Below are 20605 nucleotides of genomic sequence, written 5' to 3'. Positions count from 1 at the left end.
TGTGGCAGATCGCCCAGGCGCGGGAGCTGGGCCTGCCGTATGTCTACCTGGGCTACTGGATAGAGCAAAGCCCGAAGATGGCCTACAAGATCAACTTCAAGCCCCTGGAAGCACGCATCAAGGGGCAGTGGATAGTGATGTAAAACCTGGAGTTATTGGGTAGGTCGGATTAGCGCGCAAGCGCGTAATCCGACACTGCGATGCCAACAATGGTGTCGGATTACGGTGCTTCGCCCCTAATCCGACCTACTTGCTCTTGTCCGGAAACGCCGGACGCGCAGGCCGCGCTGGCGGATTTTTCGCCAGTTCGGCCTGGATCACCTCGATGGCCTTTTCCAGCTGCGGATCGCGCCCGGCGATGACGTCGGCCGGCGTTTGCTCGACTTCGATGTCGGGCGGCACGCCCTCGTTTTCCACGCCCCAGCCGTTTTCGCGCGTCCAGAAGGCCAGGTTCGGTGCCGTGATGAAGCCGCCATCCATCAGCACGGGAAAGCCGAGGACGCCCACCAGGCCGCCCCACGTGGCCTTGCCGATCAGCGGACCCATGTTATTTTTGCGGAACATCCACGGCAGCAGGTCGCCGCCCGAGCCGGCCGTTTCGTCGATCAGCATGGCGCGCGGGCCCTGGATCGAGGCCGATGGCGTCTTCATGTCGGCGCCATAGCGCATGGTCCACCAGGCGATTTCCTTCTTCTGCAGGATCTCGATATAGTAATCGGCCACGCTGCCGCCGCCATTGAAACGCTCGTCGACGATGATGGCCTGCTTGTCCGCCTGCGGGAAGAAATAGCGCTTGAAGTAAGTGTGGCCCAGCCCCGCCGTATTCGGCACGTACACATACGCCACCTTGCCACCGGTGGCCGCATTGACCTTGCGCATATTGCCTTCGATCCAGTCGCGGTTGCGCAAGGCATCCTCGGTCGGCACGGGCACCACGGTAATCGTGCGCGCGCCCTTGCCGTCGGCCGATGGCCCCACGGTGAGGTCGATGGCCTTGCCGGCCGTATTCTCGAAGGCGCTGTACAAATTGGTGGGCGGCGCCAGCGGGCGGCTGTCGACGGCCAGCAGGTACTCGCCCGCCTTCACGTTCAGGCCAGGCTCCGTCAGCGGCGCGCGCAGGGCCGGATTCCAGTTCAAGCCGCCATACACCTTCTTGAAGCGGTAACGGCCGTCGATGACTTCGTAATCGGCGCCCAGGAGCCCGCCCGGCACCTTCTTCGCCTCCAGAAAATCGTCGCCGCCGCCGCCGCGGTGGTGGCCCACGGCCAGTTCGCTGCACATCCACTGGATCAAACGATTCAGGTCGGCACGGCTGGACAGCTCGGGCAGGAAGACGGCGTACTTGTCGCGCATGGCCTTCCAGTCCACGCCATGCATGCCCGGATCATAGAAATAGTCGCGGTTGATGCGCCACACCTCGTTGAAGATCTGCGTCCACTCGGCGCGCGGATCGGCCCTCACCTCGATGGCGTCGACCTTGATCTTGCCCTCGCCCGGCGCCAGCAGCTTGCCCGTGGCCGAGCCCATGGCCCAGTTTTCCTTCTGGCGGTACAGCAGCTTCTTGCCGTCGGCCGAGACTTCGAAATCGTCCGCTTCGGCCACCACGGTTTCCGCCTTGCGCTCCTTCAAATCGAAGCGCTGCACGGCCTTCTTGCCGTCGCTTTCGCGCAGCAGGAAGATCTGCCCGGCGGCGCCCGCGGCCAGGCTGGAGAACTGCGCGGCCGGCAGCGGCAAGTCGACGATGCGCGTGGCGATGCCGTCGAAATCGATGTGGATGGGCGCCACCGGCGCCACCGTCACCTTCGGGTCGTCGCGGCCCGTCTTCGGATCGATTTTCGGCTCGCTCTTCGCTTCCGCCTCGTCTTTCGCCGTATCCTTCTTGCTCTCCGCACTGGCCGCCTTTTCCTCGTCGCTTTCCTTGATCAAGGGCGACGGCAAGTCGCGCCGCAGCACGGCCATCCACACCGTGCGCGTCACGAGGTTGTCTTCGTTCTGCTGCGAGAACCAGTTGTTGCTGGGGCCCGCATTCGTCGAGGCGAAGAAGTACAGGTATTTGCCGCTCTTGTCGAACACGGGTTCGGCCACGTCGGACAGGCCATCGGTCACCGGCATGGACTTGTTCTGCTCGACGGAATAGATGTAGGCGCTGCGCGTGTAGGTGGGCGAATTGAGCGTATAGGCCAGCCAGCGCGAATCGGGCGCCCACGAGGCGCGCATGCTCTTGTCGACGCCATACATCGGTTCCGTGGCGATCTTCTGCACCTTGCCCGTGCCGACATCGATCACGTACATGCTCCAGCCATTGTCGGCAAACGCGATCTTCCTGCTGTCGGGCGACCAGACGGCGTTGTCATAGAAGCCGCTGCCATTGAGCTTGAACTTGCGCACCGCGCCCTTGCCGTCCTGCGCGCGCACATGCAGCTCGTATTCGCCCGACTCGTCCGAGAAATACGCGACCGAGCGGCCATCGGGCGACCAGATCGGCGTGCGCTCGTTCGCGCCGGCCGTCTGCGTCAGGTTGCGCACGTCGCCCTTGTCGGCGGGGATGGTGACGATCTCGCCCCGGTATTCGAAGGCGACGCGCGCGCCCGACGGCGAAATCGAGGCGTCGCGGATGTATTTCGCATTCTTGACCCAGCGCGGGCGCGTCTGCCCCAGGTCGCTGGCCACGCCGATGGCGAGCTTTTGCGCCTGGCCGCTGGCGATATCGAACGAGTGCAGATAGCCGGCCTGCTCGTAGACGATCTTGCCGTTCGCGGCCGACGCGTTGAGCACCGGGAAATCCGCGTGCCGCGTCAGCTGGCGCACGGTTTTCGTCTTCACGTCGTAGGCAAACAGGTTGAATTCGCCGTTGCGGTCGGAGCGGAAGTACACGGTGTCGCCTACCCACATCGGGTCGACGTCGTTCGAGCGCGTGGCGGGCTGGGGGATTTTTTCGATGGATTTATCGGCGGAAGAAAACAGCCACAGCCAGGAATTGGTGCCGCCGCGGTAGCGCTTCCACTGCTTGAACGCGGGCGCCAGGGGGTTGTAGGCGATGCGCGTGCCATCGGGCGAATACGTGGCGCGCGAGGCGTTGGGAATTTCCAGCTGGGTTTCCACGCCGCCCGCGACGGGTACTGTGAACAGCTTCTGGAAGCGGTTGTTGAAGGCGGCGCGGGGCGAGGTAAACATCACGGCCTTGCCATCGGGCGTGAACGCCTGCGCCAGGTCGGCACCCGGGTGGAAGGTCAGGCGGCGCGGCACGCCGCCGGCCGCCGCGATCACGTACACGTCGACATTGCCATCGATATTGGCGCTATACGCGATCAGACTGCCATCGGGCGAAAACACGGGATTGGACTTGTCGCCCAGGTCGGACGTCAGGCGCCGCGCGCCGCCGCCGTCGAGGTTGGACAGCCACAGGTCGCCCGCATAGATGAAGGCGATATGGCGGCTGGAGACGGCCGGTTCGCTCAGCATGCGGGTGTCTTGCGTATTGGGCAGGGCCAGGGCCGGGTGACTCAGCAACAGTGCGCTGGCGGCCGCGATGGCGCTCAGGATGCGTGTCTTTTTCAATCGATGTCTCGCTTATAAGGTAAGTGAACAGGGAAGAAACAGGAAAGTCCAGGGTCGCAATGCGAATTGGCAATGAATCAATATTGCATTAGACCAAAAAGAACTATACACCCGGCAGCCGCGTGGAACACGGTAAAATACGGCAAATTACACAGCGCGCCGCCAGCCTCTCCCGGCGGCCTGCGCACCACCCTAAAAGCGCCCCATGTCCGAAAAATTCCTGTACTCCCTCGCTCGCCCGCTGCTGTTCTCGATGGATGCCGAAGCGGCCCATCATCTCACCCTGCCTACCCTGAAACGCGCCAGCGCGCTGGGCCTGACGAAGCTGGCCGGCAAGCCGGCCCTTGACCCGCGCACGGTGATGGGCATCACCTTCCCGAACCCGGTCGGCCTGGCCGCCGGCCTGGACAAGGATGGCGCCTATATCGATGCGCTGGCCGACCTGGGCTTCGGCTCGATCGAAGTGGGTACCGTCACGCCGCGCGCGCAGGCGGGCAATCCGAAACCGCGCATGTTCCGCCTGCCGCAGGCGCAGGGCATCATCAACCGCATGGGCTTTAACAATGGCGGCGTCGATGCGTTTGTCGCCAATGTGCAGGCGTCGAAGTTTTACCAGAACCGCACCGGCGTGCTGGGCCTGAACATCGGCAAGAACGCCGACACGCCGATCGAACGGGCGGCCGACGACTACCTGCTGTGCCTGGAAAAAGTCTACCCGTATGCCAGCTATGTGACGGTGAACATCTCGTCGCCGAACACGAAAAACCTGCGCCAGCTGCAGGGCGCGTCCGAACTCGACGCCCTGCTGTCGCAGCTCAAGGAAGCCCAGGCGCGCCTGGCCGACCAGCACAAGCGCTACGTGCCGCTGGCCCTGAAAATCGCGCCGGACATGGATGGCGAACAGGTAAAAAGCATCGCCGAGTCGCTCACGCGCCACAAGATCGACGGCGTCATCGCCACCAACACCACCCTGTCGCGCAGCGCCGTGGAAGGCATGCCGCATGGCGCGGAAGCGGGCGGCCTGTCGGGTGCGCCCGTGTTTGAACTGTCGAACAACGTGATCCGCCTGCTGAAGGCGGAACTGGGCGATGCCCTGCCCATCATCGGCGTGGGCGGCATCATGCAGGGCAGCGACGCCGTGGCCAAGATCGAGGCGGGCGCGCAGCTGGTGCAGCTGTACAGCGGCCTGATTTACGCCGGCCCGGCCCTGATCAAGGATTGTGCGCGCGCGCTGCGCGGCAAGCAGGCCCGCTAAGGCAAGGTCATGGAAAAGATCAAGCTGGGCACGAGCAGCCTGGAAGTAAGCCGGATCTGCCTGGGCACGATGACGTTCGGCGAGCAAAACAGCGAAGCGGAAGCGCACAGCCAGCTCGATTACGCGCTCGAGCGTGGCATCAACTTCATCGACACGGCGGAAATGTATCCGGTGATGGCCAGCGCGCAGACGCAGGGCAGCACCGAGCGCCATATCGGCAGCTGGCTGAAGAAAAGCGGCAAGCGCGGGCAGATCGTCCTGGCCAGCAAGGTGGCGGGACCGAACTCGCGCATGCACTGGATACGCAAGGGCAAGACCGACCACGACGCGGTGAATATCCGCGCCGCCGTCGAAGACAGCTTGCGCCGCTTGCAGACGGAGCACATCGACCTGTATCAATTGCACTGGCCCAGCCGCAACCTGCCCATCTTCGGCGCCAGCGTGTACAACCCGCGCAAGGAGCACGCCTCGGTCGCCATCGACGAGACGCTGGCCGTGCTGGGCAAGCTGGTCGAGGAAGGCAAGATCGGCCACATCGGCGTGTCGAACGAATCGTCGTGGGGCGTGTGCGAATACATCAAGCAGGCCGAACTGAAAGGCTTGCCGCGCATCGTTTCGATCCAGAACCTGTACAACCTGACGGCGCGCCATTTCGAGACGAGCCTGCTCGATGAAACCTGCCACCGGGAAAATGTCGGCTTGCTCGCCTACAGCCCGCTGGCATTCGGCCAGCTGACGGCGAAATACCTCGACGATCCGCAGGCACGCGGACGCCTGACGATTTTCCCCGCAGGCTGGAGCCCCCGCTACATCCGTCCCGCCACCATCGAAGCGGCCCGGCAGTATGCGGCGCTGGCGCGCGCCAACGGCATGACGCCGGCGCAGCTGGCCCTGGCCTGGTGCTACTCGCGCTGGTTCGTGGCCTCGACCATCATCGGCGCCACCAGCGTCGAACAGCTGCGGCAGAATATCGACGCGTATCAAGTCACGCTGGCGCCGGAACTGGTGGCGGCCGTCGACGCCATCCACGCCAGCCTGCCCAATCCGGGGCAGTAAGCGCCATACCGTCTGGCGGCGCCGCACAGCGTCGCGCCAGACGCCCCGCTCTCATCGCAGATAGTCGTATTTACGCAACAGCTGGCAATTTACTGCTGTGCAGCATTGCAGCCTTGCCATGCCCGGTCGTATGCTGGAAATGAGTCCATATGCGCTACCCGCGTCACTTGGGTGCATATCAGACATTTATTGCATATCGATAGACAGAACTATTCGTAAGCACGCCAAGTGCCCGCTGCTAAGCTGTTTTCGTCATCGGACCGCCATGGTCCGCGCATACACTAACCGAAGAGATATTGTCGATGAGTTCAAGCACCGCCCGCTCCCAGCTTCCCGCCCTTCCCGTGAAAACCGTTCTTGCCGCCAGCCTGATCGCCTGCTTCAGCCTGCCGATGCAGGCGCAAGCGCAGCAAGAACTGCCGGCCGATGGCGAACTGCAGTCGGTGGTCGTCACCGGCACCTTCGCCAAGAACCGCCGCACCATCGATTCCGAATCGCCGATCGACATCCTGACCTCGCGCGACCTGCAAAGCACGGGTTCCAGCGAACTGGCCACCGTGCTGGCGCGCCTGCTGCCATCGCTGAACTTTGCCCGCGCCACGGGTGCCGACGCCAGCGATGCCGTGCGCCCGGCCCAGCTGCGCGGCCTGTCGCCCGACCAGACTCTCGTGCTGGTCAATGGCAAGCGCCGCTACACCTCGGCCGTCGTCAACGTCAACGGCTCGCTGGGCCGCGGCTCGGCGCCCGTCGACCTGAATGCCATCCCGCTGGCCGCCATCGACCACGTGGAAGTGCTGCGCGATGGCGCGGCGGCCCAGTACGGCTCCGACGCGATTGCCGGCGTCATCAACATCATCCTGAAAAAAGGCGCGGCCGGCGGCGATGTCGAAGTGGGCTATGGCCAGACGCAGGAACGCGACGGCAAGCAAAAGAGCATCAAGGGTTCGGCCGGCTTCAAGCTGGGCGACGACGGCTGGGTGCGCGTCTCGGCGGAAGTGGCCGAGCGCGACCCGACCAACCGCGCCGGCGCCGACTTCCGCAACCCCCTGGAACCGCGCTACGGCAAGGTCAACCAGCGCTATGGCGACCCGGAAAGCAAGCCGGCCACCGTCTTCATCAACAGCGAATACCGCATCAACGACAATCTGGACTGGTATGCCTTCGGCAACTATGGCAAGCGCGACACCTCGGCCGCCGCCACCTGGCGCACGGCCTTGATCCAGGACCCCGTGACCAAGGTCTACTCGCAGCGCACGCCGATCTATCCGGAAGGTTTTTTGCCGCTGCAAAACAGCACGCTGACCGACCAGTCGCTGGTGACGGGCTTGCGCGGTGAAGCCGCCGGCTGGCGCTGGGATGCCAGCCTCAATTATGGCAGCAACAAATTCGAGCTGGACCTGGACAACACGGTCAACCAGTCGCTGGGCGCGAACAGCCCCACGCATTTCTATGCGGGCTCGCTGAAGAATGAACAGACGGTATTCAACCTGGACGCGGCGCGCGAATTCCCGGTCGCGTTCTTTTCCGGCCCCCTGACGGTGGCCGTGGGCGCCGAAGCGCGCCATGAAAAGTACAGCATCGGCGCCGGCGAGGAAACATCGTACATCACCGCCGATCCGAAATTGGCTGGCGGCGCGCAAGGCTTTTCCGGCTTCCGGCCGGCCAACGCGGGCAGCCATTCGCGCCACAACGAATCGATCTATGTAAACCTGGAAGCGGAAGCGACGAAAAAACTGTCGGGCGGCGTGGCCCTGCGCCATGAGCGCTACAGCGATTTCGGCAGCACCACCTCGGCCAAGGGTTCCGCCCGCTATGCGTTCACGGACGCGCTGTCCCTGCGCGGCACGGTGTCGAGCGGCTTCCGCGCGCCGTCGCTGGCACAGCAGTACTACACCATCACCACCACCAACTTCCAGGTCATCAACGGCAACAACACGGCCATTGAAACGGGCACCTTCGCCGTCAATACGCCGCAGGCGCGCGCCCTCGGCGCACAGGACCTGAAGCCGGAGAAGGCCCGCAACTACAGCCTGGGCCTGCAGTTCCAGCCTAGCCGCAACTTCACCACCTCGATCGACGCCTACCGCATCGACATCGACAACCGCATCCTGTTCTCGGCCAATCTGGCGCTGAATGACAAGCTGAAGGCCCAGCTGGCAAACCAGGGCTCGACCGTGGGCGCGGCGCGCTACTTCACCAACGCCGTCGACACGCGCACCGAAGGCGTGGACATCGTCAGCACCTACCGCATCGACCTGCAGGACAAGGATCGCCTGGACTTTATCGTGGCCTACAACCACAACAAGAGCACGGTACAGAAAATCGCCGACAATCCGGCCATCCTGACGGCCAACAATCTGAAGCTGATCGACCGCCAGAGCATCGACCGCATTACGGTGGCGTCGCCGAAGGACAAGTTCAGCCTGGCCGCCGACTACGCCTTCGGCATCTGGAATGCGCATGGCGTGGTGACGCGCTACGGCAGCTTCACGGTGCCGCAGAACGATATCAAGCTGGACCAGACGTATGATCCGCAATGGGTGCTGGACGTGTCCGGCTCCGTAAAGCTGGACAAGCACTGGCGCTTGGTGGCCGGCATCGACAACGTCACCAACCGCTATCCGGCGCAGGTGACGAGCGCGGGCAACCTGAACGTCAACGGCACGCAGCCATACAGCATCTTCGCGCCGAACGGCTTCAATGGCCGCTACTACTACGCCAAGGCCGGCTACAGCTGGTAAGCGACAAACCGCCCCAACAGGCAAAAAGCCCGGAACGCATGGCGTTTCCGGGCTTTTTTTTCATGCATGGCGCCAGCGGTGCATCGGACTTAGCCGCGGCGGCGGCGCGCCATGAAGCCCAGCAGGCCCAGGCCCATCACCAGCATGCCGTAGGTGGCCGGTTCCGGCACGGCCGACACCGAGCTGTAGGCGCGGAAGTTGCTGATGCCACGTGGCAAATTACCGATACTGAACAGCGTATTCGCAGCCACCGGGCTGTCCCAGTGGAACAGCAATTCGCCACGGCCGTAATGGATGGCCAGGTAGTCGAAGCTGGAATTGACGGAGAAGGAACCGGACTTGCCACTGTTCAAGTCGCCTTGGGTGGCCAGCACGAGCGAACCGGTGCCGCTCGACGGCAAGCCGAACTGCGTATTGAGCAAGGACTTGATCGCAGCCGCGCTTTGCGCGCCGGGCGGGTTGGCGCCGTCATACACCCAGACGCTGGCGGCCGCGACAGGGCCGTAGGTGACGGTATTGCCGCCCACCGTAAAGCCGCCTTTGGCAGGGTTGCTGATCTCGACCCAACTGGCGGCGCTGGCCAGCGGCGCCACGAAGGCCGACACGCTGAGGCATAGTCCCAGTACTGCATGTTTCGTCATATTCATATATTTCCCCTAGCCATTATTTCAATATTGCAACTTAATTATATTTTTATCACTTCCTTGCGATAGGACAAAAGATATCACTGAGGAAATCAAAATGCAATTAAAGAAACATATTTTGCCATTGGCATTTTTAATCGAACCCAGCCGTTTATCCGCTGGGCCGGCTATCGCAGGGGCATGGCGCCATGGCTTGCCGCACGGCTGTTGCAGATCCACCCGTGACGATACGGAAAAACTACAACTCCAGATTGGTATCGGGATCGCCGCCCTGGCGGTGTGCGCCGTCGAGCAGCGCCAGCGCCGCCAGGTCATCGGCGTCGAGGGCAAAATCGAAGAGCGCCAGGTTTTGCCGCATGCGCGCCGGGTCCTGCGACTTCGGAATCGCCACCAGGCCGTGCTGCACATGCCAGCGCAGCAGGATTTGCGCGGCCGAACGGCCATGTTTCTGCGCCAGGCGCGCCACGGTGGCGTCCTGCAGCAGGGCGCCGCGTCCCAGCGGGCTCCACGACTCGATGACGATGCCTTGCGCCGCATGCCAGGCCCGCAGCGCCGCCTGGCTAAAATCCGGGTGCAGCTCGACCTGGTTGACGGCAGGCAATACCCCCGTCTCCGCCCGCAGGCGCTCGATATGGGCGGGCTGGAAATTCGACACGCCGATCGAGCGGATGCGCCCTTCCCCGCGCAAGCGCACGAAGGCGCGCCAGGTGTCCACGTACAGCTCGCGCATGGGCAGCGGCCAGTGGATCAGGTACAGGTCGAGGTAATCGGTGCCCAGGGCGGCCAGCGTGGCATCGAACGCCCGCAGGGTGCTGTCGTAACCGTGCTCGCTGCCGCGCAGCTTGCTGGTGATGCAGACCTCGGCGCGCGGCACGCCGCTGGCGGCGATGCCGCGTCCCACGCCCGTTTCATTGCCGTAGCGGGCCGCCGTGTCGAGCATGCGGTAGCCGCATGCGAGCGCCGCCTGCACGGCCGTCTCGGCTTGTGCATCGTCGAGCGGCCAGGTGCCAAAGCCGATCTGCGCGATGCGCCGGCCATCGTTGAGGAGTAAATGGGGTATCGTAGCGTCAGTCATGCCTGTCCTTGGTGTGAGAGAGGGAAAGAACATGATACGGCCTGCGCGCGCGGCGTGCTTTCAGGCGTGCAATCGGCTACCATGGGCTTTACTCTTCTTGACGACGGAGCACCATGCCCAGCTGGCACCTGGCCGACGCCGCCGAACTGGCCGCGCGCCACCCCTATACCTTCTACAAATCGCCGCCCGAGGCCATCGCCCAGGTGCGCCCCGGCGAGGTGGTCAAGCTGATCTTCGCCTTCCACAACGACGCTCCGCAGGCACCGGGCGCCGAGCGCATGTGGGTGCTGGTCGATACGGTGGAAGCCAACGGCCACTTCACGGGCAAGCTCGACAACATGCCCGGCTACATCGCCGATTTACAGGCAAAAGACACGGTCGCCTTCGAAGCGCGCCACATCATCAACACGCAGCATGACGATGACGACAACCTCGTCAACCGCTATGCGGGCCTGTGCTTCGTCACGAAAAGAGTACTGGAAGACGGCGCGCCCGTCGGCTACCTGTACCGCGAGGAACCGGACAATGCCGACGACAGCGGCTGGCGTTTCACGGCCAACGACGAGAGCGACGACTACATCAACGACAGCGCCAACGTGGCCCTCGTGTCGCTGGGCGCCGTGCTCGGCGTGGATGACCGTTTTATTGCGCTGCTGGACTCTCCCACCGGCGCGGCCTATGCCTTCGACCGCAACACCCGGCAATTCATGGCGGTGGACGAATGAAGACTGATGAACTGAAGGAGCTGTGCGCGGCCCTGCCCGGCACGCAAGCCGTGCTGTACGGCCCGCCGTCGAACATCCTCGTGTATGCAGTGAGCGGCAAGAAATTTGCCTATTTTAAGACCAGCATGCCCGAGCAGTGGCGCTTCAGCCTGCGCGCCAGCGCCGGGCGCTTCATCGAACTGACGGACATGCCCGGCGTGAAACCGGCGCGCTACATGGGCCGCTTTCACTGGGTGACGATCGTTGATGTAGCGCAATTCCCTGCCGATTACCTGGCGGAACTGGTGCAGGACAGCTACGCGCGCGCCGTGGCCGGCCTGACGCGCGCGCAGCGGGCCGCGCTGGATTAAAGCGACTCTTCGCCCGCCATGGCACGGTCGATGTCTTCGCGCGTCAAGTCCGGCGCCAGCTGCAAAATGAATTCGTAGGCATAGGCGCGCAGGTAGGCGCCGCGACGCACGGCCAGGCGCGTCGTGTTGGTGGCGAACAGATGCGACGCTTCCACGGCGCGCAAGCCCTTGTCGCGGCCATGGTCGAAAGCCATCGAAGCCACGATGCCCACGCCCAGGCCCAGCGCCACGTATTGCTTGATGACGTCGGAATCCATGGCCGTCAGGATGATGTCGGTGGCCACGCCCGCCTTGGCAAACGCATCGTCGATATGGCCGCGTCCCGTGAACCCCTTGTCGTAGGTAATCAGCGGGTATTTCGCCAGATCTTCCAGGCGGATCGGCGTATGTTCGAGCAGCGGGTGGCCGTCCGGCACGACGATCAGATGGCTCCAGCGGTAGCATGGGAACGACACGAGATCGGGAAACTGGCTCAGGCCTTCCGTGGCGATGCCGATATCGGTCTTGCCCGACAACACCCATTCCGCGATATGTTCAGGCGCACTTTGTTGTAGCGCAATACGCACCTCGGGATAGGCGGCGCGGAAGCTTTGCACCACCTTCGGCAGCGCATAGCGGGCTTGCGTGTGCGTGGCCGCCACGGACAGGGTGCCGCTGGTCTGGCCGCTGTACTCGAGGCTGGCCTGCTGCAGGTTTTCCGCCTCGATCAAGAGGCGGTCGACGATTTTGAGGATGCCCTTGCCCGGTTCCGTCAAGCCCGTCAAGCGCTTGCCGTTGCGTTCGAAAATGACCACGCCCAGCTCGTCCTCGAGTTCGCGGATTTGCCGGCTCACGCCCGGCTGCGACGTGAACAGGGCGTTGGCCACTTCCGTCAGGTTATAGCCGCGGCGGGCCGCTTCGCGGATCGAGCGCAATTGTTGAAAATTCATGGTGTTCCAGCCTTTAGGTTCTTGTCGGTTCAACGAACACGTGCAATCGTTTCGGGCGCACGACCAGGGTCTCGCCTTCCTTCAGCTGCAGATGGGTGAAGCGCTCGTTCGACATCACCGCCTCGATCAGCTCGCTGTTATCGACGCGCTGCAAGTCCAGCTGGGCCAGCGGGCCGATCGCATGCGCGCGGCTCAGCTTGACCACGATGCCTTCCGCGCCCTGCGTGTAGCGGTCGATCTCCAGGTCGTGCGGCCGCACATAGGCCGTGCCCTTGCTGTCGCTCACGCCCGCATAGTCGGGCACTTCGAAGCTGGCGTCGCCCGTGGCCATCACGCCGTCATGCACGCGGCCATGGAACAGGTTGACGTTGCCGAGGAAACCGTAGACAAACGGCGAAGCCGGGTGATTGTAGACTTGCTCGGGGGAACCCAGTTGCTCGACCGTGCCCTTGTTCATCAGCACCACCTGGTCGGCCACTTCCAGCGCTTCTTCCTGGTCATGCGTGACGAAAATGCTGGTGACGTGCAAGTCGTCGTGCAGGCGGCGCAGCCAGCGGCGCAATTCCTTGCGCACCTTCGCATCCAATGCGCCGAACGGCTCGTCGAGCAGCAGCACGCGCGGTTCGACGGCCAGCGCGCGCGCCAGGGCGATGCGCTGGCGTTGCCCGCCCGACAGCTGCGGCGGATAGCGGTCGGCCAGCCAGTCCAGCTGCACCAGCTCCAGCAAATCCTTAACCTTGCGGCGGATCTGGTCTTCCGACGGGCGCTCGCTGCGCGACTTCACGCGCAAGCCGAAGGCCACGTTTTCAAAGACGGTCATATGCTTGAACAGCGCGTAATGCTGGAACACGAAACCGACCTGGCGCTCGCGCACGTGGCGGTTCGACGCATCTTCCGCATCCAGCAGCACCTGGCCGCTGTCCGGATGTTCCAGGCCAGCAATAATGCGCAGCAAGGTTGTTTTACCGCAACCCGACGGGCCCAGCAGGGCCGTCAATTCGCCGGCGGGAAAATCCAGCGAGATATTGTCGAGGGCGACGAAATCGCCGAAACGCTTGTTGATGTTTTTAACTGCGATGGTCATGTCAGTGCTCCGTGGAACGTAAGGCGGAATCGTCGGCGTCGCTCTCGTTCAAACGCCACTCAATGAAGGCTTTCAGGGCCAGGGTCACCAGGGCCAGCAAGGCCAGCAGCGAGGCGACGGCAAACGCGGCGGCGAAGTTGTACTCGTTGTACAGAATCTCCACCTGCAGGGGCATGGTGTTGGTTTCGCCGCGGATATGGCCGGACACGACCGATACGGCGCCGAACTCGCCCATGGCGCGGGCGTTACACAGGATCACGCCGTACAGCAAGCCCCACTTGATATTCGGCAAAGTCACGCGGCGGAAGGTATTCCAGCCCGAGGCACCCAGCACGATGGCCGCTTCTTCCTCTTCGCTGCCCTGCGACTGCATCAGCGGGATCAGTTCGCGCGCGACGAATGGGAAGGTAATAAAGATGGTGGCCAGCACGATGCCGGGCACGGCGAACAGAATCTTGATGTCGTGCGCCTGCAGCCACGGACCGAACCAGCCCTGGGCGCCAAACATCAGCACATAGATCAGGCCGGAAATCACGGGCGAGACGGAAAACGGCAAGTCGATCAGGGTCAGCAGGATGCTCTTGCCGCGGAACTCGAACTTGGCGATGCACCAGGAAGCGGCCACGCCGAAGACCAGGTTCAGCGGTACGGCGATGGCGGCCGTGATCAGGGTCAATTTAATGGCGGAAATCGCGTCCGGATCGATGATGGCCGCGACATACGCTTCCCAGCCCTTCTTGAACGCTTCCGCAAACACGGCCACCAGGGGCACGATCAGGAAGGTCGTCAGGAACAGCAGGGCAATGGTGATCAATACCGTGCGCACCCACAGCGGTTCGAGCACGACGGGGCCGATGTTCGGTTCGATGCGTCGCGTTTTCGGCAACACATCTTCCGCGCCGGCGACGGCAGTAATATTCGTACTCATGTTTTCTTCGCCTTTCCGCGCGTCCATGCTTGCAGCAGGTTAATCGTCAACAACAGCAGGAAGGACACCACCAGCATCACCACGGCAATGGCCGTGGCGCCCGCATAATCGTATTGCTCCAGCTTGGTAATAATGAACAGCGGCGTGATTTCCGACACCATCGGCATGTTGCCGGCAATAAAGATCACGGAACCGTATTCGCCCGTGGCGCGGGCAAAGGCCAGCGCAAAGCCCGTCAGCAGCGAGGGCAGGATGGTGGGGAAGATGACGCGGATAAAGGTTTGCAGCGAATTGGCACCCAGGCTGGCGGCCGCCTCTTCCAGTTCCTTTTCCGCGTCTTCCAGCACCGGTTGCACGGTGCGCACGACAAACGGCAAGCCGATGAAGGTCAGCGCCACCACCACGCCCAGCGGCGTGAACGCCACCTTGATGCCCAGCACGCCTTCGATGAACTGGCCGAACCAGCCGTTCGACGAGTACAGGGCCGTCAGCGTGATGCCGGCCACGGCCGTCGGCAGGGCGAACGGCAAGTCGACCAGCGCGTCAATGATGCGCTTGCCGGGAAATTTGTAGCGCACCAGCACCCAGGCCAGGATGCCGCCAAACACCACGTTCAGGAAGGCGGCGATCAGCGAAGCGCCGAACGTCAACCGGTACGACGCCATCACGCGCTCGGACATGACGGCGCTGAAGAAGGCGTCCCATGTCATGGTGAAGGTTTTCAGGAACACCGACGACAGCGGAATGAGGACGATCAAGGCCAGGTAAAAGAGCGTGAAGCCCAGTGACAGCTTAAACCCCGGCATGACTCGAAACGGCGCGCCGCGCGCCTTGACCGGCGCGGGCGATGCTGATGCTGCAGACATAAAGACTCCTTCTTATTACATTTTCGAGTAACAGGGTGCAATATTCACATGCAATCGTTATAAAAAGAACTAACCATTTCTCATTTGCTTAGATGGATTTTGCATACTTGCCCAGCGAATCGTTGGGCGAAAAAAAACGCACCGGCGAGGTGCGTTTTTATGGAGTGCCGAATAAAACGTTCAGGGCCAGGCGCGTTGCCGAACACAGTACGAGGGTACGGCGAGGCAATGCAACAACGCCATGGACGTTTTTCGCTGCCCTTACTTGTTCGGTTGCGGCGTAAGACGCAGGTAGGGCTTGGCCGCCGTAAAGCCCTTCGGATATTTCTGCTTGATCACGTCCGGGTCTTGCACGGTCAAGGGAATGATGACGTCGTCGCCATCCTTCCAGTTGCCGGGCGTGGCCACCGTATAGCCGTCCGTCAGTTGCAGGGCGTCGATGACGCGCAGGATTTCATTGAAGTTGCGGCCCGTGCTCAGCGGATACGTGAGGATCAGCCGTACTTTCTTGTTCGGGTCGATGATGAACACGGAACGCACGGTGGCCGTGACGGACTGTTCCGGGTGGATCATGTCGTACAGCACGGACACCTTCTTGTCGACGTCGGCGATGATGGGGAAGCCCACCACCGTGTTTTGCGTCTCCTCGATATCCTTGATCCAGCTCTTGTGCGACTCGGCCGCGTCCACGGACAGGGCGATGGCCTTCACGTTGCGCTTGTCGAATTCCGGCTTCAGCTTGGCCGTCAGCCCCAGTTCCGTCGTGCACACGGGCGTAAAGTCGGCCGGGTGGGAAAACAGCACCACCCAGGAATTGCCGGCCCACTCATGGAACTTCAGCGTGCCGATGGAGCTGTCTTGTTCAAAATCAGGGGCGACATCGCCCAGGCGTAAAGTCATCGTAATCTCCTTGTGAGGTTGTGTGGCGGGATGGTCGTCGAATCAGGCTGCCTGACGGTGGCGCTTGTCGTTTTGCGCCAGATCAAACAGTGTCTGCAATTGCGCCTGGCCATAGATCCAGTCGCCCAGACCCGATTCCGCGTTGATATGGCCCAAGGCACCGCCATCAATATACTTGCAATTCCAGCGCCGCGCCCATTGCGTGGCGTGCTCGGCCGTCATCCACGGATCCGTCTGGCTGGCGATGAGGATGCCGGGACATGGCAAGCGTTTCTGCGGCAAGGCTTTCGCCACGCCAAACTTGTCGGGGTCGGCCGGCCCCACCAGCAACACGCCAGCCACGCCTTGCGCATCGCGGGCCAGGCTGTGCGCCGTCGTCAGGCAGCCGAAGCTGTGGGCGACGATCAGGGTCGGACGCGTATCCTGCCGCCGCACCTGGTCCAGGCGCGCCGACCAGGTGGCCAGGTCGGGCCGCTCCCAGTCATCCTGCTCGACCCGCTCGAATTGCGGATACAGGCGCTGCCAGCGGCTCTGCCAGTGCTCGGGCCCGCTGTTATGCAGGCCCGGCACGATCAATACCCGGTAATCGGAAAAGCTGCGCAGCGCCATGATGGATCCTTAACAGTGCAGGACGGGCAGGCTTGCGCCTGCCATGGACGATTATTTCGGTTGATAAATCTGGTCGAAGATGCCGCCGTCGGCGAAGTGCGCCTTCTGTGCTGCCGTCCAGCCGCCCGCCACTTGCTCGATGGTGAACAGGTTGACCTTGGCGAACTGCGACGCGTATTTCTTGGCCGCCTTGTCCGTTGCCGGACGGTAGTAGTTCTTGGCGATGATATCTTGCGCCTCGTCCGTGTACAGGTAGTTCAGGTAAGCCTCGGCCACCTTGCGCGTGCCGTGCTTGTCGGCAAACTTGTCGACGACGGCGACCGGCGGCTCGGCCAGGATGCTGACGGACGGCGTGATGATGTCGAACTTGGTCGGCCCCAGTTCCTTGACGGCAAGATAAGCCTCGTTTTCCCAGGCGATCAACACGTCGCCGATGCCGCGTTCGACGAAGGTGGTGGTGGCGCCGCGCGCGCCGGAATCGAGCACGGGCACGTTTTTATACAGTTTGCCGAGGAAATCCTTGGCCTTGGCTTCGTTGCCGCCCGGCTGGCGCAGCGCATAGCCCCAGGCGGCCAGATGGTTCCAGCGGGCGCCGCCCGAGGTCTTCGGGTTCGGCGTGATGACGGACACGCCCGGCTTGATCAGGTCGTTCCAATCCTTGATGCCTTTCGGGTTGCCCTTGCGCACCAGGAACACGATGGTCGAGGTGTAAGGCGAGCTGTTGTGCGTCAAGCGCTTTTGCCAGTCGGCGGCCAGCAGCTTGTGCTCGGCCAGCGCGTCGATGTCGTAGGCCAGGGCCAGGGTCACCACGTCCGCCTCCAGGCCGTCGATGACGGCGCGCGCCTGCTTGCCGGAACCACCATGCGATTGCTTGATCTTGACGTTGTCGCCCGTCTTGCCCTTCCATTCCTTGGCAAACGCCGTATTCACATCCTGGTACAGCTCGCGCGTCGGGTCATACGACACATTGAGCAGGGTGATATCGGCAGCTTGCGCGGTTTGCAAAACGGCAAACGCACTGATGGCGGCGGCAATGATGATTTTTTTCGACAGCATCTAAGATCCCCGGTGGTTGAACTTTCAGAGCCACCAGATTACGGCGCATCGGCCGCAAAGAGAACGAAGCGTTTCGCCGTTTGATATGCGTTTTTCGCATATGGACGGCGTGCACCGGGGATAAAGCAGTTAAGACCGAGGACACCTGACAAAACCGTAGCGAGCGGAAGGGAGCGGCGGTCGAGAAGCGCAACTGTGCTGAGCACGGGGCCGCCGAGGCAGTGAGCATCGCAGGCTGCCCATGCCGACGCGCAGCAGGGTTTGACAAGTGTTCAATAGAAACGGTTGAACATGACCACGGCCCACGTGGCAAAGGCCAGCAGGCAGGTCAGCAGCACGGCCGCGCTGCCGAAGTCCTTGGCATTTTTCGACAGCGGATGGCGTTCGAGCGAGATGCGGTCGACCACGGCTTCCAGCGCCGAATTGATCAATTCGACGATCAGTACCAGCAACAGCACGCCGATCAGCACCAGCTTTTCAAACGCGGAGATGCGCAGCAGCAAGGCGATCACCGTGCCGACGACAAACAGGCCCAGTTCCTGGCGAAACGCATGTTCATGGCGCCACGCCGACTTCAAGCCGTCGAGCGAATAGAAAAAGGCGGAAAAGATCCGTTTCAAGCCACTTTTACTCTTGAATTCATTTACAGGTTGCATAGTTTTCCAGGGTTCAAAGCACGTGCCGTCCACGCATTATGACGGCCGGCATAGGAATTGTGACAATTTTTTCGCTGAATATCTCAGAACATTTCACTATTTTTTCACATCATGGTATAAAGAAGCATGAATACTGCATTGCACCAAATCCATCATGAAAATTGAACCGGTCGCAGCCCCGAAGACGACGATCCAGGTGATCGAGCGCATGGTCGCCCTGCTCGATGCCCTGGCCAAATATTCCGATCCGGTCAGCCTGAAGGAATTGTCCAAGGTATCGGGCCTGCACCCGTCGACGGCGCACCGCATCCTCAACGACATGGTGCTGACGCGTTTTGTCGACCGCATCGAACCGGGCACCTACCGTCTCGGCATGCGCCTGCTGGAACTGGGCAATGTGGTGAAAAGCCGTCTCAGCGTGCGCGAAGCGGCGCTGGACTTCATGCGCCAGCTGCACAAGAAAACCCAGCAGACGATCAACCTGTCCGTGCGCCAGGGCGATGAAATCGTCTACATCGACCGCGCGTTTTCCGAGCGCTCGGGCATGCAGGTGGTGCGCGCCATCGGCGGGCGCGGCCCGCTGCACCTGACGTCGACGGGCAAGCTGTTCCTCTCCGTGGACGAACCGAAAGCCATCCGCGCCTACGCCACGCGCACGGGTCTTGCCGGGCACAACAAGAATTCCATCACGGATCTGCAAAAGCTCGAGCGCGAACTGAGCCTGGTGCGCGAGCGCGGCTATGCGCGCGACAATGAGGAGCTGGAACTGGGCGTGCGCTGCATGGCGGCCGGCATCCGCGACGACTCTGGCAAGCTGATCGCCGGCCTGTCGATCTCCGCCCCGGCCGACCGCCTGCAGGATGAGTGGCTGGTCGACCTGGTCGAGACGGCGAACCAGATTTCCGTCACCTTGGGTTTTATCCCGCAAGACTAGACCGCTGCCGCATAAAAATGTTCAGGGCAAGGCAACGCCGCCCTGGACACTTTAGCCGCCAGGCAGGCTCATATTGGCGGGTTTCAGTGCCTCCAGCCACTTGCGCATGCGTCCCGCATCGGCCGTACGTGACTGTTTCCCTTTGGAATCGAGGAACACCATGATCACGGCCCGTCCTTCGATGACGGCCTGCATCATCAGGCAACGTCCCGCCTCATTGATGAAGCCCGTCTTTTGCAAGCCGATTTCCCAGCCCGGATTGGCCACCAGGTGATTCGTATTGCCAAATTGCATGGGTTGGCCGCTGGCTTCGACGATGGCTTTCGGGTCCGTCGAGTACTGGCGCAGCAGCGGATGCTGGAAGGCGGCCATGGCCAGCTTGCCCAGGTCGCGCGCGCTGGCCACGTTCATTTTCGACAAGCCGCTGGAATCGACATAATGCGTATCCATCATGCCCAGCTGGCGCGCCTTGCTGTTCATGGCGTCGACAAACGATGGCAAGCCGCCCGGATAATTGCGGCCCAGCGCAGAAGCGGCGCGGTTTTCCGAACTCATCAGGGCGATGTGCAGCATATTGCCACGTGTTAATTGCGAGCCCACTTTCAGGCGAGAACTGCTGAACTTGGCACGGTCGACATCCTCGTCCGTGATCGTCAGCAGCTCATCCATGTCCTGGCGCGCTTCGACCACGACCAGGCCCGTCATCATCTTGGTAATGGAGGCGATGGGCAGGGCCACGTTGGAATTCTTTTCAAACAGCACTTCCGCATTGGCCTGGTCCAGCACCAGCGCCACGCTCGATTTGAGGTCGAGCGGATCGCGCGTCAGGTTCAGGCCGGCCAGATCGCCCATGGTGGGCATAGGCGCGGCCATCGGCACGGCCACGCTGCTGACCTTCTGATACACGACCTTGCGCTTGCCGCGCACCATGACGACCCGGCGCACGGTCTTTTCGCGCGGCGCGGCCGTCGCGCCTTTGCGCAGCACGACTTTGACTTTCTTGGTATTTTGTTTCTTGGATGCCGAGGATTTGCCGTGCGCTTCCCTGGCTTGCACGGCCGCGGCCGGCGCCAGCGCAAACAGCAGGGAAGCCAGGATACCCAGCGCAAGTTTAAACTTAGCCATTCGATAATTCCCCGTGAAGCTGTTGCCTTATTGCAGTGTAGCGAAATGCAGAGTAATCGCAAGCCTATTTAACAGTTAAGACAGTATTTATTGCAGCAATGAAATACAAATCGT

At 62.2% G+C, this 20605-nt stretch carries 18 protein-coding genes and 1 pseudogene; 7 read left to right on the top strand and 12 right to left on the bottom strand.

The features are described from left to right. Positions 1-143 (top strand): annotated as a pseudogene (locus O0880_RS04230) (arginyltransferase); the annotation flags it as partial. Between the two features lie 103 nt (positions 144-246). Here O0880_RS04230 and O0880_RS04225 read toward each other — a convergent pair. After that, the gene (locus O0880_RS04225) at positions 247-3558 is read right to left on the bottom strand and encodes a S41 family peptidase (RefSeq protein ID WP_289885219.1); all 3312 of its coding nucleotides are present in this window, start codon (positions 3556-3558) and stop codon (positions 247-249) included. 205 nt (positions 3559-3763) lie between these two features. On the opposite strand from O0880_RS04225, the gene O0880_RS04220 reads away from it, so the two are divergent. The 3 genes from O0880_RS04220 to O0880_RS04210 all read left to right on the top strand — a co-directional run bounded on the left by O0880_RS04220 (position 3764) and on the right by O0880_RS04210 (position 8610). Further along, on the top strand, positions 3764-4813 hold the full coding sequence (locus O0880_RS04220; RefSeq protein ID WP_289885218.1) for a quinone-dependent dihydroorotate dehydrogenase: 1050 nt from the start codon (positions 3764-3766) through the stop codon (positions 4811-4813). Positions 4814-4822: 9 nt separating this feature from the next. Continuing rightward, positions 4823-5869, top strand: coding sequence for an aldo/keto reductase (locus O0880_RS04215; RefSeq protein WP_071322319.1), 1047 nt, complete (start codon positions 4823-4825; stop codon positions 5867-5869). 302 nt (positions 5870-6171) lie between these two features. Continuing rightward, positions 6172-8610 carry a TonB-dependent receptor gene (locus O0880_RS04210; RefSeq protein WP_289885217.1) on the top strand — a complete coding sequence of 813 codons (2439 nt, stop codon included), beginning with the start codon at positions 6172-6174 and terminating at the stop codon, positions 8608-8610. A gap of 89 nt (positions 8611-8699) precedes the next feature. Here the strand turns inward: O0880_RS04210 and O0880_RS04205 are convergent, their stop codons facing one another. Together O0880_RS04205 and O0880_RS04200 are read right to left on the bottom strand one after the other, a co-directional pair. Then, positions 8700-9257, bottom strand: a complete 558-nt coding sequence (locus tag O0880_RS04205) for a PEP-CTERM sorting domain-containing protein (RefSeq protein WP_071322317.1) — start codon at positions 9255-9257, stop codon at positions 8700-8702. 235 nt (positions 9258-9492) lie between these two features. Further along, the gene (locus O0880_RS04200) at positions 9493-10329 is read right to left on the bottom strand and encodes an aldo/keto reductase (protein ID WP_289885216.1); all 837 of its coding nucleotides are present in this window, start codon (positions 10327-10329) and stop codon (positions 9493-9495) included. Positions 10330-10442: 113 nt separating this feature from the next. On the opposite strand from O0880_RS04200, the gene O0880_RS04195 reads away from it, so the two are divergent. Next, positions 10443-11054 carry a DUF2185 domain-containing protein gene (locus tag O0880_RS04195; RefSeq protein WP_289885214.1) on the top strand — a complete coding sequence of 204 codons (612 nt, stop codon included), beginning with the start codon at positions 10443-10445 and terminating at the stop codon, positions 11052-11054. Then, the gene (locus O0880_RS04190) at positions 11051-11404 is read left to right on the top strand and encodes an MmcQ/YjbR family DNA-binding protein (protein WP_289885212.1); all 354 of its coding nucleotides are present in this window, start codon (positions 11051-11053) and stop codon (positions 11402-11404) included. Before O0880_RS04195 ends, O0880_RS04190 begins: the two co-directional genes overlap by 4 nt. On the opposite strand, the gene O0880_RS04185 is transcribed toward O0880_RS04190, so the two are convergent. From O0880_RS04185 to O0880_RS04150, 8 genes are all read right to left on the bottom strand, one after another. Beyond that, entirely contained in the window at positions 11401-12333 is a 933-nt protein-coding gene (locus O0880_RS04185; protein WP_071322313.1) for a CysB family HTH-type transcriptional regulator, read from the bottom strand. The genes O0880_RS04190 and O0880_RS04185 overlap by 4 nt on opposite strands. Before the next feature lie 13 nt (positions 12334-12346). Further along, positions 12347-13417 carry a sulfate ABC transporter ATP-binding protein gene (locus tag O0880_RS04180; RefSeq protein WP_035821525.1) on the bottom strand — a complete coding sequence of 357 codons (1071 nt, stop codon included), beginning with the start codon at positions 13415-13417 and terminating at the stop codon, positions 12347-12349. A 1-nt stretch (position 13418) separates the two neighbouring features. Beyond that, positions 13419-14345 carry a sulfate ABC transporter permease subunit CysW gene (gene cysW, locus O0880_RS04175; RefSeq protein ID WP_289885209.1) on the bottom strand — a complete coding sequence of 309 codons (927 nt, stop codon included), beginning with the start codon at positions 14343-14345 and terminating at the stop codon, positions 13419-13421. Beyond that, positions 14342-15211, bottom strand: a complete 870-nt coding sequence (gene cysT / locus O0880_RS04170; RefSeq protein ID WP_289885208.1) for a sulfate ABC transporter permease subunit CysT — start codon at positions 15209-15211, stop codon at positions 14342-14344. Before cysT ends, cysW begins: the two co-directional genes overlap by 4 nt. 261 nt (positions 15212-15472) lie before the next feature. After that, complete coding sequence (locus O0880_RS04165; protein WP_071322311.1) at positions 15473-16111, bottom strand: peroxiredoxin; 639 nt, start codon at positions 16109-16111, stop codon at positions 15473-15475. Positions 16112-16153: 42 nt separating this feature from the next. Then, positions 16154-16720: an alpha/beta hydrolase gene (locus O0880_RS04160; protein WP_289885207.1), complete on the bottom strand. Its 567-nt coding sequence runs from the start codon at positions 16718-16720 to the stop codon at positions 16154-16156. Between the two features lie 51 nt (positions 16721-16771). Next, a complete protein-coding gene (locus O0880_RS04155; protein ID WP_071322309.1) occupies positions 16772-17776 on the bottom strand; it encodes a sulfate ABC transporter substrate-binding protein in 1005 nt (334 codons plus the stop codon). Positions 17777-18048: 272 nt separating this feature from the next. Beyond that, the gene (locus O0880_RS04150) at positions 18049-18432 is read right to left on the bottom strand and encodes a diacylglycerol kinase (RefSeq protein WP_289885206.1); all 384 of its coding nucleotides are present in this window, start codon (positions 18430-18432) and stop codon (positions 18049-18051) included. Positions 18433-18586: 154 nt separating this feature from the next. Here O0880_RS04150 and O0880_RS04145 point away from each other — a divergent pair, with 154 nt between their 5' ends. Further along, entirely contained in the window at positions 18587-19366 is a 780-nt protein-coding gene (locus tag O0880_RS04145; protein ID WP_046685991.1) for an IclR family transcriptional regulator, read from the top strand. A 51-nt stretch (positions 19367-19417) separates the two neighbouring features. Here the strand turns inward: O0880_RS04145 and pbpG are convergent, their stop codons facing one another. After that, positions 19418-20491, bottom strand: a complete 1074-nt coding sequence (gene pbpG, locus O0880_RS04140; RefSeq protein ID WP_071322307.1) for a D-alanyl-D-alanine endopeptidase — start codon at positions 20489-20491, stop codon at positions 19418-19420. Between the last annotated feature and the right edge of the window lie 114 nt (positions 20492-20605).

The sequence above is a fragment of the Janthinobacterium sp. SUN118 genome (assembly GCF_030397695.1).
GTDB lineage: Bacteria > Pseudomonadota > Gammaproteobacteria > Burkholderiales > Burkholderiaceae_D > Janthinobacterium.
Note: the sequence above shows the minus strand (reverse complement) of the source record. Positions and strands in the feature narration are given on the sequence as shown.

Excerpts from the sequence above, each read along its gene's own strand:
- O0880_RS04145 (WP_046685991.1), top strand. The coding sequence starts at position 18,587 with ATGAAAATTGAACCGGTCGCAGCCCCGAAGACGACGATCCAGGTGATC.
- O0880_RS04205 (WP_071322317.1), bottom strand. The coding sequence starts at position 9,257 with ATGAATATGACGAAACATGCAGTACTGGGACTATGCCTCAGCGTGTCG.
- O0880_RS04160 (WP_289885207.1), bottom strand. The coding sequence starts at position 16,720 with ATGGCGCTGCGCAGCTTTTCCGATTACCGGGTATTGATCGTGCCGGGC.
- O0880_RS04220 (WP_289885218.1), top strand. The coding sequence starts at position 3,764 with ATGTCCGAAAAATTCCTGTACTCCCTCGCTCGCCCGCTGCTGTTCTCG.
- O0880_RS04180 (WP_035821525.1), bottom strand. The coding sequence starts at position 13,417 with ATGACCATCGCAGTTAAAAACATCAACAAGCGTTTCGGCGATTTCGTC.
- O0880_RS04200 (WP_289885216.1), bottom strand. The coding sequence starts at position 10,329 with ATGACTGACGCTACGATACCCCATTTACTCCTCAACGATGGCCGGCGC.
- cysT (WP_289885208.1), bottom strand. The coding sequence starts at position 15,211 with ATGTCTGCAGCATCAGCATCGCCCGCGCCGGTCAAGGCGCGCGGCGCG.
- O0880_RS04150 (WP_289885206.1), bottom strand. The coding sequence starts at position 18,432 with ATGCAACCTGTAAATGAATTCAAGAGTAAAAGTGGCTTGAAACGGATC.
- O0880_RS04190 (WP_289885212.1), top strand. The coding sequence starts at position 11,051 with ATGAAGACTGATGAACTGAAGGAGCTGTGCGCGGCCCTGCCCGGCACG.
- O0880_RS04215 (WP_071322319.1), top strand. The coding sequence starts at position 4,823 with ATGGAAAAGATCAAGCTGGGCACGAGCAGCCTGGAAGTAAGCCGGATC.
- O0880_RS04185 (WP_071322313.1), bottom strand. The coding sequence starts at position 12,333 with ATGAATTTTCAACAATTGCGCTCGATCCGCGAAGCGGCCCGCCGCGGC.
- O0880_RS04165 (WP_071322311.1), bottom strand. The coding sequence starts at position 16,111 with ATGACTTTACGCCTGGGCGATGTCGCCCCTGATTTTGAACAAGACAGC.
- cysW (WP_289885209.1), bottom strand. The coding sequence starts at position 14,345 with ATGAGTACGAATATTACTGCCGTCGCCGGCGCGGAAGATGTGTTGCCG.
- O0880_RS04195 (WP_289885214.1), top strand. The coding sequence starts at position 10,443 with ATGCCCAGCTGGCACCTGGCCGACGCCGCCGAACTGGCCGCGCGCCAC.
- pbpG (WP_071322307.1), bottom strand. The coding sequence starts at position 20,491 with ATGGCTAAGTTTAAACTTGCGCTGGGTATCCTGGCTTCCCTGCTGTTT.
- O0880_RS04210 (WP_289885217.1), top strand. The coding sequence starts at position 6,172 with ATGAGTTCAAGCACCGCCCGCTCCCAGCTTCCCGCCCTTCCCGTGAAA.
- O0880_RS04155 (WP_071322309.1), bottom strand. The coding sequence starts at position 17,776 with ATGCTGTCGAAAAAAATCATCATTGCCGCCGCCATCAGTGCGTTTGCC.